11 protein-coding genes are annotated in these 13,923 nt (G+C 53.0%); 6 read left to right on the forward strand and 5 right to left on the reverse strand.

What is annotated here, in order from left to right:
- Positions 1-27: 27 nt before the first annotated feature.
- The 5 genes from ACFFK0_RS19700 to ACFFK0_RS19720 form a co-directional block, all read right to left on the reverse strand.
- Complete coding sequence (locus tag ACFFK0_RS19700; protein ID WP_377472027.1) at positions 28-654, reverse strand: TetR/AcrR family transcriptional regulator; 627 nt, start codon at positions 652-654, stop codon at positions 28-30.
- A 40-nt stretch (positions 655-694) separates the two neighbouring features.
- Positions 695-1,966: a phytoene desaturase family protein gene (locus tag ACFFK0_RS19705; protein WP_377472028.1), complete on the reverse strand. Its 1,272-nt coding sequence runs from the start codon at positions 1,964-1,966 to the stop codon at positions 695-697.
- A 212-nt stretch (positions 1,967-2,178) separates the two neighbouring features.
- Positions 2,179-2,982: an alpha/beta hydrolase gene (locus ACFFK0_RS19710; protein WP_377472029.1), complete on the reverse strand. Its 804-nt coding sequence runs from the start codon at positions 2,980-2,982 to the stop codon at positions 2,179-2,181.
- A 5-nt stretch (positions 2,983-2,987) separates the two neighbouring features.
- Entirely contained in the window at positions 2,988-3,776 is a 789-nt protein-coding gene (locus ACFFK0_RS19715) for an alpha/beta hydrolase (protein WP_377472030.1), read from the reverse strand.
- Positions 3,777-3,806: 30 nt separating this feature from the next.
- On the reverse strand, positions 3,807-6,122 hold the full coding sequence (locus ACFFK0_RS19720) for a helix-turn-helix domain-containing protein (RefSeq protein WP_377472031.1): 2,316 nt from the start codon (positions 6,120-6,122) through the stop codon (positions 3,807-3,809).
- A gap of 225 nt (positions 6,123-6,347) precedes the next feature.
- Here ACFFK0_RS19720 and ACFFK0_RS19725 point away from each other — a divergent pair, with 225 nt between their 5' ends.
- The 6 genes from ACFFK0_RS19725 to ACFFK0_RS19750 all read left to right on the forward strand — a co-directional run bounded on the left by ACFFK0_RS19725 (position 6,348) and on the right by ACFFK0_RS19750 (position 13,655).
- A complete protein-coding gene (locus ACFFK0_RS19725) occupies positions 6,348-7,739 on the forward strand; it encodes an extracellular solute-binding protein (protein ID WP_377472033.1) in 1,392 nt (463 codons plus the stop codon).
- 181 nt (positions 7,740-7,920) lie between these two features.
- Complete coding sequence (locus ACFFK0_RS19730; protein WP_377472034.1) at positions 7,921-9,462, forward strand: extracellular solute-binding protein; 1,542 nt, start codon at positions 7,921-7,923, stop codon at positions 9,460-9,462.
- 91 nt (positions 9,463-9,553) lie between these two features.
- Positions 9,554-10,507, forward strand: a complete 954-nt coding sequence (locus tag ACFFK0_RS19735; protein WP_377472035.1) for an ABC transporter permease — start codon at positions 9,554-9,556, stop codon at positions 10,505-10,507.
- 27 nt (positions 10,508-10,534) lie between these two features.
- Positions 10,535-11,410 (forward strand): carbohydrate ABC transporter permease, encoded by an 876-nt coding sequence (locus ACFFK0_RS19740; protein ID WP_377472036.1) that lies wholly within the window; start codon positions 10,535-10,537, stop codon positions 11,408-11,410.
- A 92-nt stretch (positions 11,411-11,502) separates the two neighbouring features.
- Positions 11,503-12,600 (forward strand): glycoside hydrolase family 88/105 protein, encoded by a 1,098-nt coding sequence (locus ACFFK0_RS19745; RefSeq protein WP_377472041.1) that lies wholly within the window; start codon positions 11,503-11,505, stop codon positions 12,598-12,600.
- Between the two features lie 17 nt (positions 12,601-12,617).
- Positions 12,618-13,655 carry an alpha/beta hydrolase family protein gene (locus ACFFK0_RS19750; RefSeq protein ID WP_377472037.1) on the forward strand — a complete coding sequence of 346 codons (1,038 nt, stop codon included), beginning with the start codon at positions 12,618-12,620 and terminating at the stop codon, positions 13,653-13,655.
- The last annotated feature ends 268 nt before the right edge of the window (positions 13,656-13,923 follow it).

Here is a 13,923-nt window from a genome sequence, read left to right on the forward strand (position 1 = left end):
ATTTGGAATTATTTGAACGCGATGATTTTACGGTACAAAATGTCCGAATTCATTAATTGAGGATTCCTTCGGGTCATAAAAAATCAGCCTCGAGATCATGTCTCTCATCGTTTTTTTTCGGATCGAGATGATTTCCTCTTCGGAGATATTCCCGTAAAACTTCCGAACCGCCTTGTGATGGGAGAAATAAAAATAAACCGCACCCAGCAAGCTGACGACGAAATCTTCAGGATGATCGACCTTTCGGCATTCGCCGGTCTGAACGCCAAGGAGATACATTCCCATCACCGTCTCGAAGAAGATATTTTGGTGATGAAGCTGTTGAAAGATGTCTCGATCTTGCGCGACGCTTTGGTCCATAATCCTCACGAAATACGGGTTTCGATGAAGAAAATCGATAAAATGCTCCACGACTTGAGCCAAGTTTTCCCGAACGGATGCTCCTGTTGGTTCAATGGAGACGGAAGCCGCTTGTTCGAACAAATCGTTAATAACCGCCGTGAATAATTCTTCCTTGCTTTTAAAATGATAATAAATTAATGCCTTGTTTACGCCCGCAATTTTTGAAATATGATCGATTCGTGCGCCGTCATACCCTTTTTCCGCAAATTCCTGTAAGGCGGTTTGCAAAATTTTTTCTTTCCCCTGGCTCATTCATGCATTCCTCCATCAAAGACCATATATCCTAGTTCGTTTAGGATAACAGATCAGCGACCTTCTTCGCACTATCATAGCAAGGCATTCCGAGCGCTCCCGAACCTTCCGTAGAATCTCCGACCAAATATAATCCCCGTACGGCCCGGCTTTGCAGCGGCAGCAGCTTGGCATTCGTTCTCCTGGCGATACCGTTCACCATAGCTCTGTTTATTATTCGTTTGCTTACCACGTAGTTATCCCAACCCGGGTATACCTTATTGAGCAAAGCCTCAAATCGGGTTTGAGACTCCTTCGCGTGGGTGTCGTCCAGCTGTTCCTGTTCGGTCAAAAACTTCAGGCCGTTGAGTAATTGTCCCCCAGCTGGAGCGGATGAGGGATTGTTTAAGCCGTAGTCATTCACATAGAAGCCGCCGTCCAAATCCAGCAAATTACCTATATCGCCGCGAAGCCTCTTGGAAAGCATGAGATCATAGACGAATACATAATGAGCCGATTGTGATGCATAGCCGGCGAACTCGTCCGCAAGGGATGGATGGCTTAGCAGCTTACTTAACTCTTTCGGTGGAATGTTCAGCACAACTTCATCGAATTCAACCCGTTCTCCCGAACATACGACGCCTTTTACCTGACCAGCTTCAACGATAAGGTCCGAGATTAGCTTCCCGCAAAGAATGCTGCCGCCATGTTTCGTAATCGCTTTTTGCAATTCCTCCAAAAGAACATCATACCCCATGTAGCTTAGAGGCTCATTTTTTTCATACTCACGGGCGGTTAATTCAACGAAACGGTTCATCGAGTACAAGTCGAGTGCGCCGTCGTAGACCGATAAAGCAGCATATGCGGAAAGAACTTTGGCGATCTCCGGGTTGCTGACATGATCCCGGATCCATTGGCCAACGGACATCGTTTGAGGAAATACCGGAGCTTGCTTGACCATCCGATAAAATTGCTTCAAACATAGCATATGATTGAACAATCCCGTAATCGCGGGTGAGGTAAGCGCACCAAAGCCAAGCGGACTGGAGATCACTTTGTCGTTCATAAGCAATTTGAACTTGGACAAGCTCGCCTTCCTATACGCCATAGGCAGTTCAAGCTCGCGAACAATAGACCGCAGGGGTTCTTGTTTGGGAGCCAGAACCGCATGGGCGCCGTAACTCATTGTAAACCCATTCTTTGAAATGACATGGCTTCTGCCTCCTAGAATCGGCGAACGTTCCATAATCACGACCTGGTTTCCTCTTTTCGCTAATAAAGCCGCTGTTACCAAACCAGCTAGACCTGCTCCTACGATACCCACTTTTTTCATACGATCGGCCTCCATGAATTTAAACTAACTTTTTAGTCTAATTGTATAGATACAATCTCCTGTGCGCAATAGTTAATTGAATTGCAAACGTGAATAATTTAGGAACATTTTCAAGGTTGATCGAGTCAGCAAGTACATTTCAACAGAAAGAGACCCCCTGCAGCATGGCAGCGGGCCATAAGTTCGTGAGCGGGGAAACGTCTTCCCAACGTCTACAACGCAAAATATTGGTTCTTATCCTTCTCCAGCCCGAGCCCATCGAGGAATCGCGGCAGCTCGGCATCCCAAAACTCCCACGTATGCCCAAGACCTTCCGCTTCCCGGTACTGATAGCGGTACGGATCGTTCGGCAAGCCTGTAAAAAACTCGCGCAATATCACATTCAGATCGAGCCAAGGGTCCAAACTGCCGCACGCATGATAAATCGCAGGCAGCTCCGCCCCGTTCTTCAGCGCTTTCCGGGCTAAATATTGCAGGTCGTTGTCCGTATTCTTCATGTCGCCGTCGCCGAACAGCATCATCCGTTCTTTAGCCCGCGGCGAACCGTCGTCCACGAACGCGACGTCGGACTTGTCCCCGGCCGAAAAGGCGCCGATCGCTGCATACAGGTCGGGCCGGGCCAGCCCGGCTTTCAAGCAGGCGTATCCTCCGTTCGAGAAGCCCGACACGTAATTATCCTCGCGCTGGGCGGATAACCGCGGGAACAAATGCCGGATCACCGCAGGAAGCTCTTCGGTCAAATACGTATGGAACCGTCCGCCATGCTTCATATCGGTAAAACAGGAGTGAAATCCGCCAGGCATGACGACGGCGATGCCGTAAGCCAGCGCGTAACGCTCGACCGCAGTCATCCGCAGCCAAGCCGTATCGTCCCCGGAGCCGCCGTGCAGCAGCCATAACGTCTTCAGCTTGCTGCGGTCCGGCGCTACGGCGAGGCTCGTCTGCGGCAAAATTACGTTAACCGTCATCTCCATGCCAAGCGTCTCGGAATGGAAATGCGTCTCGATCCAAGCCATCGCGGCTACGCTCCTTTCTTATCGGCCGGCATCGGAAGCGGAAGCCCGGCAACGAATTGCCTGGTCCACTCGTCCCAGTCACTCCATCCCCCGCAGCCGCCTTGAACGGCGTTGAAGGAGACGGGCAGCCCCAGCTCAGCCGCATGTGCCGCGAAGCGGATATGCTCCCCGTACCTGCGGTCACCGCTCCCGCACCACATCCGCATATCCGGACGTTGGCCGCCGGATTGCGCAAGCCGCCGCACCGCCGCAAACAAATCGTGCCCGCTTCCCGGCAGCTGTTCTCCGGAACCGAAGATGTTTTCCGCCGTAATTGGCTCAAGCTCCTCATACACCCGCAGTACGTCAAGATCTCCCGAAAATGAAGCCGCCAAGCCAAACGTATCCGCGGCCAGCAGCCCCGCCTTCAAAGCGCCGTACCCTCCCGCTCCGGCTCCCGCGATAAACCGGTCCTCCCGGCAGCTCGACAGCGGGAACATCGATTCGCACAGCAAAGGCAGCTCCGCCGTGAGGAAACGGAAGTAGTCCCTTCCCCGTTCCATATCGGTATACCAGCCCCTATGACCGGCCGGCAAGACGACGGCGAGCGAACGCTCCTCCGCATACCGCTCGACGCTGGTGCGTCTCAGCCAAGACGTAGGCCCGCCGCCCATATCATGAAGCAGATAGAGCGCCGGGTACGGCCCGCGAAAGCTGCCGGCCTCACGGGTATGCCCCGGCTGAGGTATAAGCACCTCCATCGAGACAGGCATACGCAGTACCTCTGAATGATAACGAACGTGAAGCCACGCCATGCGGTCATCCCCTTACGCGCTTTGAACGATTTAGGTCGCGATTTTCTGATGATTCGTGCGGTATTGCCCCGGCGTAATGCCTTCCTGCTTGCGGAAAGAACGGATAAAGTTTTGCGAATTCATATATTGCAGTCTTTCGGCAATCTCTTTGACCGTCATGTCGGTTTCGGCCAGCCATTTCTTCGCCATATTGAGCCGGTAGTTCGACAAGTATTCGCTGAACGTCATGCCGGTTTCTTTGCGGAATACGCCGCTCAAATAGTTGGCGTTGTAATGAAGCTTCGCCGCGCACTGCTCAATCGTGAGATCCGTATCGTAATGCTTGCTGATCATCTCGATCATTTTCTCGGAAATGTTCTGGTACTGTGAATTGTTCCGATCCTGGAAAATACCGATCAGCGGACGAATCAGCTTCGCCCAGAACCACTCCTCGATCTCGGCGGCGAACGAAAGCTTGTTCAGCTCCTCGTAAAACGATCCTTCCCGCGCGCCCAATTGCCCCATCGTGACGCCGGACTGCTGGACGAACACCAGCAGGCTGTTCAGCAAGCGGAACATCGGGATTTGATACTCCTGCGGTGTCAAATCCTCCTTCAGCACCTGCTGCATGAAAAACTTCAACAGCCCTCTGGCTTTGTCCTCGTCAGTAAGTACGATCGCATCCAGCAGCTCGGTTTCCGTCAGCCCCGGATAGCTGAATTGCTTTCTATGCTTGCCTTCATTCAGATGCGCATACGGAATAATGACCCCTTCGCCCAAATGGAACCGGTGTCTGAGAGCCTCCAGCCCTTCCCGGTACGCAACGGAGGCATTCTTCGGATCGGAGAATGGCAGACTGATGCCGATGCTGAGCTTCAGCTTCAGCAGCTGCTCCACCGTACGCTGAATCGATTCCGCTATCGCGGCTACATACGCGTTGAATTCCTGCTGCTCCGTATCCGATGAGCCGATGAGAACAACCGTCGTTTGATCAATGGTCAAGGACGGAAACCGGACGTCGGCCGGGATGAGCTCCTCGGCGATATTGTTAACGGCGAACTGCAGCAGCTCCAGATCTTCTTTGCTGTAACGGGTATTGTCAAGGGTATCGATCTGCAGCGTGATGACCGTCATCTGCTTCCATCCGGCCACCTTGTCGCCGAACCCGAACAGCTCCAGCTTTTCCTCCAGATCTTTGCGGCGCAGGCTTCCCTGGAACATCTTCATAATGAACAAGGTCAGCGCTTGCTGGATATGCGTGTAAGCTTCTTTCTCCAGCTGCGACTTGGAACGGAACAGCTCCTGCAGCTTGTCGCTGATCAGATCGAATTCGTTGCCTTTCCCTTCCCGCTGACGCGGAACAATTCCGCCGATCTGCATAACCAGATTCCGAATCGGCGAGTACATCCGGCGCGATCCGAAACGGGCAATCAGCGCAAACACAACCACGATAGCGAGGCTGATGACGATCGTAAACCGTTCGATTTGCTTCGCTTCCTTCGTCAGACTGTCAATCGAAATAGCCGATACATACAGCCAATTGTTGAAAGAAGATCGCCGGTACGTCACCGTGTATGTCTCGTCCTTGAGCTCCATCCGATATTGGCCGGTCGGCTCCTTCAAATCGAGCGGGTTCGTTACAAAGCCCGAATCGCTCGCGTATTTGCCGATCATGGAAGGGTTGCTGTGATACAAAATCCGATTCAGATCGTCGATGATCATGATCGATTCCGACTCTCCCGGAGAATACTTCACCATCTCGGTCAGGCTGCAGGTCGGTATGTTGGCGAACGCCAGCCCGTTCTTGTCCGGACTTTGGGCAGGAAGCTTCTTGACCAGACTGATCGTATAGGCGCAAGGAACCGAATTAGCCGTCTCCTCGCTGTAGAACCAAATGCTTGGATTCAGCACCCAATTGAACGTATTAGGAAGCATAATGAGATTGGAAATTTGCCGATAATGAAGGTAGCGATCAAACGTATATATGCCCGAATTTTTAACCATCCAATTATGCTGGAAATCAATCAGCACGACGTCTTCGACCTTCGTATACGACGATTCCGTATTGCTGATTTCTTTGCGTAAATCGTTGTACAGCTTGTAGTCGCTCGGGTCGAACGGCTCGGACATCATTTTTTGCACGACCGTCGAATCGGAAAGCTGATTGAGGGAATGATAAATAGCCAGTAAAATTTGTTCAACATTGGCGTTCATTTGCGCCAGCATCTGGGATTGCGACCGGCTCGCCTGCTTCTGAATCACCTGAGACGATTGCCAATAGGAGAAAAATCCAACGAACAAAACGGGAAGCGTGCACAAGAGACAGCCGAATAAAGTCATTTTGGCCAAAAAGCTATAGTTACGCATCCGTCTGCCTCCTTATTTATTCTTGAATCACATTTCATTCAAAGACCGAATTATGTATAATCCAGTTATGCATGATGGGGGGGAATGACGATGCCGCGAAAAACAATCAAACGGGCATACACGGTAATAGCGATCATTTTGGCCATTACCACTGGAAGCGGTTGCACCAATAAGACTAACGTTTCTGGCAGCCAAAATCAACAACAAAATCAGCCAATTAGCATTATGCTTCCATTGCACCACACGAAAGTGCCCGATGCGGCCTCCGTTGAAGCCGTAAATCAAACTGCCGGCGTGAAGCTGGACATCGATTGGGTGCCCAACGATATTTATACGGATCGGATTCGCAATGCGATCGAAACGAATTCACTGAGAATGGTAACCTCCGTAACTCAGCCCGATTACGAGTCTTATGGAAAGAATGCGATCCGCTCCGGCATATTTTGGGAAATCGGCCCCTATTTGAGCTCCTATCCGAACCTGCGCAATCTGGACAAACAGATTTTGAACGACATTGCCGTCGACGGGAAAATTTACGGTCTCTACACGCAGCGCCCCTCTTCCCGGCAGGGTGTCATCCTTCGCAAAGATTGGCTGGACAAGCTGAATGAGAAGGAGCCTGCGAGTATCGACGAACTCTATCATATCATGAAACGGTTCACAACGGGCGATCCGGACGGCAACGGCGCCAACGATACGATTGGTCTCGCCGACCGTAAAGATTTGATGTACGGCGCCTTCAAGACGCTTTCCTCCTATTTCGGCACCCCGAACAATTGGAGCGTCTCCGGCGGCAAGCTGGTGCCCGAGTTCATGTCGCCGGAGTATATGGACACGATGAATTTCATGAAGAAGCTATATAATGAAGGCGTAGTCAATCCCGATTTCGCCGTTACCAGCAAGCAGATCCAGCGGTATATGTTCATCAGCGGCAAGGCCGGCATCTACATCGGCGCCCTAACCGACGCCCCACGGCTGCTCGATGAAATGAAGAAGCTCAATCCGAAGGCCGAGCTCACGCTGGTCAACCGGATCAAAGGACCGAAAGGCTATGGCGTGTGGTCGATTCCCAGGTACAGCTCGGTGCTGCTATTTTCCAAGAAGACGATCCCGACGGAAGAAGATCTCAAGAACGTGCTCGCTTTCTTCGACAGGACGCTGGATGCGGACGTAGCCAACCTGCTTGCATACGGCCAGCCGGGTAAGGCGTACGTGGAGAAGTCCGGCAAAGCGGTGCTGAAGCCCGAAATGGCCGATTATAAAAATACGGAAGTATTCCCGTTCCTGCCGCTGATGATCAACAATCTGAACAATCCGAACCTGCTGCCGATTGACGAGGCGTCGCTTACTCCGTTGACGGTCATGGCGGATAAGCTGGTTGCCGACAACGAGAACATCTTGATCGTCGATCCGGCCCAGCATCTCGCTTCACCGACGAATGAAACAAGAGGCTCCGAGCTTTCGCAATTCATTGCAAACGCCACTTACGATTATATACTCGGTCACATCGACGGCTCAGGCTTTGCAGAGGCTATAGCGACGTGGAGAAGCCGGGGCGGCGACAAAATCATTGAAGAATACAATGAGGCGTACCGCAGCGCTGGCGCGAAATCATAGGGCGTTCCTAACTGCATAACGGGCATAATCATTAGCTCATATTCGGCATTTCCTTACGGGTAAAGCAGGCAAAAACCCAGTAACGGCGCCGGATGTGAGCTTATGATTATTTACGCACCTTTTCCCCATGCCGTACAGTGAAGGCGTACCCCACAAACACCGTTACGGGAGGTCAAACACATTGAAACCATTACAACGCACCATTAGATGGACATGCACGTTAAGCGCAGCGCTCATCGCAACCAGCGCACTCGCAGCCTGCGGTGCAGGCAACACCAGCGCACCGGCAGACAAAGCCGGCAGCAAAGATAATGCAGCACAGTCCAATACGCCGACGAAGATTACGATGATGATTAACTTGAAGAACCCGGAAACGCCTTCCGACACCGTCGAGAAATTCGTCGAGGAAAAAACAAACACGCAGCTGGAGATTCAATGGGTTCCGGACGGCAGCTATGACGAGAAGTTCCAGGCTGCACTCGCCACCGGCTCCCTGCCGATGATTTCCTACCTGAAAAACGCAGCTTCCTTCATTAATTTGCGCAGCGCGCTGAAGAGCGGCCAATTCTGGGAAATCGGACCTTACCTGAAGGATTATCCGAACCTGAGCAAGCTGAACCCCGAGGTGCTGAAGAATACGACCGTCGACGGCAAAATCTACACGCTGTATCAAGAGCTGCCGATGGCCCGCCAAGGTGTGATGTACCGCAAGGACTGGGCGGATAAGCTGGGCATTCCGGAGCCGAAGACAACGGACGATCTGTACAATATGCTGAAGAAATTCAAAGAAGCGGACCTCGGCGGCGCCGGCAAGACAGTGCCGCTTGCCGACCGCAACGATTTGGTCTATGGCTCCTTCAAAACTCTCAGCTCCTACTTCGGAACGCCAAACAACTGGGGCGTAGAGAACGGCCAGCTGGTGCCGGAGTTCAAGACGAAGGGCTACATGGATACGATGAATTTCATCAAGAAGCTGCATAAGGAAGGCTTGATCAACCAGGACTTCCCGGTGACCTCCAAGACCGACCAGCAAAACATGATGTTCACGGGCCGCGCCGGCATGTACATCGGTTCGCTGCAGGACGCCGAGCCGCAGCTGATGCGCAAGACGCTGCCGAACGTGAAGGACGCTCAATATGAAGTCGTGAACAAAATCATCGGCCCAACCGGCAAACCGGCTACATGGGCGGTACCCGGCTACGGCACGGTGCTCGTATTCCCGAAATCTGCCGTGAAATCCGAAGCCGAGCTGAAGAAGCTGCTTGCCTTCGCCGACAAGCTGTTCGATAAGGATATCGCTAATGCGCTGTACTACGGCCTGGAAGGTCCTAACTACACGCTGAAGGACGGCAAGGTAGTACCGGTAGCCGATGCGAAGGTGCTGGCGAAAGACGTATCGCCTTACCAAGGCATGACACTGGCCCGCATTACGAACATTTTGCCGCAAAGCTATCAGTATCCGGTCGGTGAGAAAGCGGAGCAGCTTATTAAAGAAGCGGAAAGCTTCGCGCTCCAGGATCCGACGAACCCGCTCGATTCCAAAACGTACAACGAGAAGGGCGCTAAGCTGCAAGACATCATCAAGGACGCAACGTATAAGTACATCCTGGGCAACATCGACGAGAAGGGCTTCCAGGACGCCGTTAAGAAGTGGGAAGAGCAAGGCGGCGCCAAGATCATCGAAGAATTCAATGCTTCTTATAAAGCAAGCGGCGGCAAGTAATTGATTGCCAGGAGAGGCTGTTGAATCCGCTTCAACAGCCTTTTCTTTTCACAATCAAGCTTGGGGGCCTAAAAAGGAGAGGGAGAGCGCCATGCGAGATGCAGCCGTACAACAGCAATCCGCTACGATCGGCAAGACGGAAAGTCCATTATTGAAGCGACTAATCCGTAATCGGTATATGTACATCATGATTTTACCGGGGTTATTGTACTTCTTGATCTTCAAATATATTCCTATGTTCGGTTTGATCATCGCTTTCCAGGAATACGTTCCGTATCAAGGCTTCTTCGGAAGCGAGTGGGTTGGTTTCCAGCATTTCGAACGACTGTTCACGGATCCGGATTTTTGGAATATTTTCAAGAACACCATAGTCTTGTTCGTGCTAAACATTGTGATCTTCTTTCCGGTTCCGGTCATCTTGGCCATTATGCTCAACGAGGTTGCCGGCGCCTTTTTCAAACGTATCGTACAAACCGTCATCTATATTCCCCACTTCCTGTCTTGGGTTATCATCGTGTCGATCTCGTTCGTCATGCTGACCAAAGACGGAGGAATCGTTAACGAAATGCTTGCCGCATTAGGCTTTGAGAAAATCAACTTCCTGATGAGCCCCGAATGGTTCCACCCGATGTACATTATTCAGGTCATCTGGAGAGAAGCGGGCTGGGGAACCATCGTCTATTTGGCGGCCATCGCTTCCATCGACCCGGGTCTTTATGAAGCCGCCCGCATGGACGGCGCAGGCCGGTTCAGACAAATTTGGCATATTACGCTCCCTGCGATCCGCAGCGTCGTCATCGTACTGCTGATTTTACGCGTCGGCCACGTACTTGACTTGAGCTTTGAGCACGTATATTTGCTGTTGAACTCCATCAACCGTCCGGTCGCGGAAATTCTCGATACGTACGTGTATACGGCGGGCTTGCAGCAAGGACAATTCAGCTACACCGCAGCCGTCGGATTCTTCAAATCGTTCATCAGCCTGTTCCTTGTCCTCATTGCCAACAAGCTGGCGAAGAAGTTCGGCGAAGAAGGCGTATATTAAAATCGGCTCGATCCGGGAGGTTTCAATATGGTTAGAGATAAAACATTCGGAGGCCGGATGTTCGATACGGTGAACGTACTGCTGCTTGCCTTGGTAGCGATTGTCACGTTCCTGCCGTTCATGCACGTTATGGCCGTTTCCTTTGCTACGGAATCGGAAGTCGCGAATAAGCCGTTTCTTCTGTTCCCGACGACGTTCACTTTGGATTCGTACCGGTACATTTTATCCACGGACTCGATTTTCCGTGCGCTCGGCGTATCGGTCGGCGTTACTGTTGTCGGCACGTTTGTCAGTATGCTGCTTACTTCCTTAATGGCTTACGGCCTGACCCGAAAAGATTTGGACGGCCGGAAATTTTTCAACTTCCTGATCGTCTTCTCGATGCTGTTCAATCCGGGGATCATTCCGCTGTTCCTCGTCGTGAAAGAAATGGCCTTGATTGATTCGTATTGGTCGCTGATTCTTCCTGTCGCGGTGAACGCCTTCAACCTGATCATTCTGCGCAGCTTCTTCTCGAACCTGCCGGACGGCCTGGAGGAATCCGCGAAGATCGACGGCTGCAACGACTTCGGCATCCTGTTCCGGATCGTGCTGCCGCTGTCGATGCCGGCGATCGCTACCATCTCTCTGTTCTATGCTGTAAACTATTGGAACACCTACTTCAATGCGGTTATGTTCCTGAACACGGCCGAGAAATGGCCGATTCAAGTCCTGCTGCGCCAGATCGTCATTGTAGCCAGCGGTTTTACGGCCGATACTTCGGACCTCAGCTTCGTCAAGCCGCCGGAGCAAACGATCAAGATGGCCGTTATCGCGATCTCGACTCTGCCGATCCTGATTGTGTATCCGTTCCTGCAGAAGTACTTCGTTAAAGGGGCCTTGGTCGGTTCCGTCAAAGGCTGATTCCATCGCCTTCCTTCGGGAAGGCGACGTCTTCATAGATCATCATTTTCAATAGAATAGAGGTTATTGCTGTGACAACATGGTCCTTAAAAATGGCTGATTCCTTTATGTCCCGTTATCCGATCGTATCCGACATGCCTTACCAGAAGCGCAGAAATTGGAATTATGAAACCGGCTGTGTGCTGACGGTATGCGAGCGGCTGTGGCGGCTGACCGGCGACCAGCGTTATTTCGATTACATCCGAAGCAACGTGGACATCTTCGTACGGGAAGACGGCACGATCGATACGTACAACTTGAACGAATATAATGTCGATCAAATCAATCAAGGCAAAGCGCTGTTCGTGCTTCACGAGCAGACAGGCGAGAAGAAGTATCGCGAAGCGATCGAGCTGCTGATGAATCAAATGCGCAGCCACCCCCGCACGAGTGAAGGCGGATTATGGCATAAGAAAATTTATCCGTACCAGATGTGGCTTGACGGCGTCTATATGACCTCGCCTTTCCTGGCGGCTTATGCCGTCGCCCATAATGAGCCGGAATGGTTCGACGACGTCGCGAACGAAATCCTGCTGATGGAGAAGCGTTCCCGCGACCCGAAGACCGGCCTGCTGTATCACGGCTGGGACGAAAGCCGCGAGCAGCTCTGGGCCGATAAAGTTACCGGACTTTCCTCGCAGTTTTGGTCGCGCGCGGTCGGCTGGTTTATGATGGCCGTCGTCGACGTGCTGGACCTCCTGCCGATCACCCATCCGAAGCGCGGCGAAATCGTCGGCATCTTCTACCGGCTTGCCGAAGCGATCGTTAAGGTGCAGGATCAGGAATCGGGCATGTGGTACCAGGTTCTCGATCAGGGCGATCGGGCCGGCAACTATTTGGAGGCTTCGGGTTCGAGTATGTTCGTTTACGCGCTGGCCAAAGGCGCCCGCCACGGCTACTTGGGCAGCGGAGAGCTGGAAGCGGCCCGGCGCGGCTTCGAAGGGCTGCTGAACCGCTGCGTCTCGACAGCGCCGGACGGCGGCTTGCAGCTCGAGCATATTTGCAGCGTAGCCGGCTTGGGGAACAAGCCATACCGCTACGGTACCTATGAGTACTATGTCGGAGAGCCTACGCGAACCGACGATCCGAAGGGCGTTGCGCCGTTCATTATGGCTGCGATGGAGATTGAAGCGACGGCGAAACAGGAATAGACGGGAGCTGGATGCCGATGTGGAATCCCGATGCTTATATCGAACAATTGTATAAGAACGAAACGAGGCGGCTTTCGTTCCAAGCCGCCTCGGCGTCCGAGTGGCAAGCTTGGCGCAAGGAGCTGCTTGCCCGGTTCAAAGAATCGCTCGGAGCGTTTCACGATGTCGGTTTTACCGGCGAGGCTCGGATCGTAGAGACGGTAGACTGCGGCGATTACGTTCGGGAACGGCTTGAGCTTCGGACAGCCGAGTCGCTGCTGATGCCGACCTATCTGCTGATCCCGAAGCGCCAAGGGAATGCCGGGCGTAAGCCGCCGCTCGTCGTCGCCTGTCACGGGCACGGCTACGGCAGCAAAGCGGCTGTCGGACTGCTGCCGGACGGACAGGACAGCGGAGACGATCCGAACGTGCACCACAAATTCGGCGTATCGCTAGTCCAGCGAGGCTTCGCCGTCATCGTTCCCGAGCTGATCGGGTTCGGCGACCGCAAGCTTGAGCATGAGCCGATTGTAAACAGGGATACGAACTCCTGCTTCCCGATCGGCGCTTTCCTGCTGATGATCGGCAAATCGATCGCAGGTTTGCGTATTCAGGAGACGATCGCGGCGATCGATTACGCGTGCGGCAGGGACGATATCGATTCGTCCCGAATCGGCATTTACGGTTTATCGGGCGGCGGCCTGATCGCGGCGTACACCGCCGCTCTGGACGAAAGAATTCGCGCCGCCGTCATCAGCTGTTATACGAACACGTTCAGGGACAGCATTTTGGATCGTCGCCACTGTCTCGACAACTATATTCCGCACATCCTCGCCTATGCGGAAATGCCGGACTTGATCGGCTTGATCGCGCCGCGGCCGCTGTTCGTCGAAGCCGGTGTGAACGACCACCTGTTTCCGCTACACGGCACGAAGCAAGCGCTGGAAGTACTCGAACGGGTGTACCTCGCTGCCGGCGTGCCGGAGCGCCTGAGCAGCGTTCTGTTCCCCGGCGGCCACGAAGTCTGCGGCGAACAGTCTTATCCATGGCTCGAACGCATGCTGGACTTGCAGTGATATGCAAAAGAACCTTCACCTCCATTTGTTATTGTGGAAGTGAAGGTTTTTTGCCGCTTGAAGGGACCTTGTTTCGCTGTCGCGGGCTTCTGGGGTGCGCTGCAACAACGCCCATTTGGGCTTTGTTGCGCTGCCGCGGGCCCCAGGCTCGTTGCAACAACGCCCATTTGGGCTTTGTTGCGGCGCCGCGGGCCCCAATCTCGTTGTAACAACGCCCATTTGGGCTTTGTTGCGCTGCCGCGGGCCCCAGGCTCGTTGCAACAACGCC

It is taken from the genome of Paenibacillus chartarius, assembly GCF_042432825.1.
GTDB lineage: Bacteria > Bacillota > Bacilli > Paenibacillales > NBRC-103111 > Gordoniibacillus > Gordoniibacillus chartarius.

Bases quoted from the DNA above. Each gene is read 5' to 3' on its own strand.
- ACFFK0_RS19725 (WP_377472033.1), top strand. From the start codon at position 6,348: ATGCTTCCATTGCACCACACGAAAGTGCCCGATGCGGCCTCCGTTGAA.
- ACFFK0_RS19745 (WP_377472041.1), top strand. From the start codon at position 11,503: ATGGCTGATTCCTTTATGTCCCGTTATCCGATCGTATCCGACATGCCT.
- ACFFK0_RS19720 (WP_377472031.1), bottom strand. From the start codon at position 6,122: ATGCGTAACTATAGCTTTTTGGCCAAAATGACTTTATTCGGCTGTCTC.
- ACFFK0_RS19710 (WP_377472029.1), bottom strand. From the start codon at position 2,982: ATGGCTTGGATCGAGACGCATTTCCATTCCGAGACGCTTGGCATGGAG.
- ACFFK0_RS19705 (WP_377472028.1), bottom strand. From the start codon at position 1,966: ATGAAAAAAGTGGGTATCGTAGGAGCAGGTCTAGCTGGTTTGGTAACA.
- ACFFK0_RS19700 (WP_377472027.1), bottom strand. From the start codon at position 654: ATGAGCCAGGGGAAAGAAAAAATTTTGCAAACCGCCTTACAGGAATTT.
- ACFFK0_RS19715 (WP_377472030.1), bottom strand. From the start codon at position 3,776: ATGGCGTGGCTTCACGTTCGTTATCATTCAGAGGTACTGCGTATGCCT.
- ACFFK0_RS19750 (WP_377472037.1), top strand. From the start codon at position 12,618: ATGTGGAATCCCGATGCTTATATCGAACAATTGTATAAGAACGAAACG.
- ACFFK0_RS19735 (WP_377472035.1), top strand. From the start codon at position 9,554: ATGCGAGATGCAGCCGTACAACAGCAATCCGCTACGATCGGCAAGACG.
- ACFFK0_RS19740 (WP_377472036.1), top strand. From the start codon at position 10,535: ATGGTTAGAGATAAAACATTCGGAGGCCGGATGTTCGATACGGTGAAC.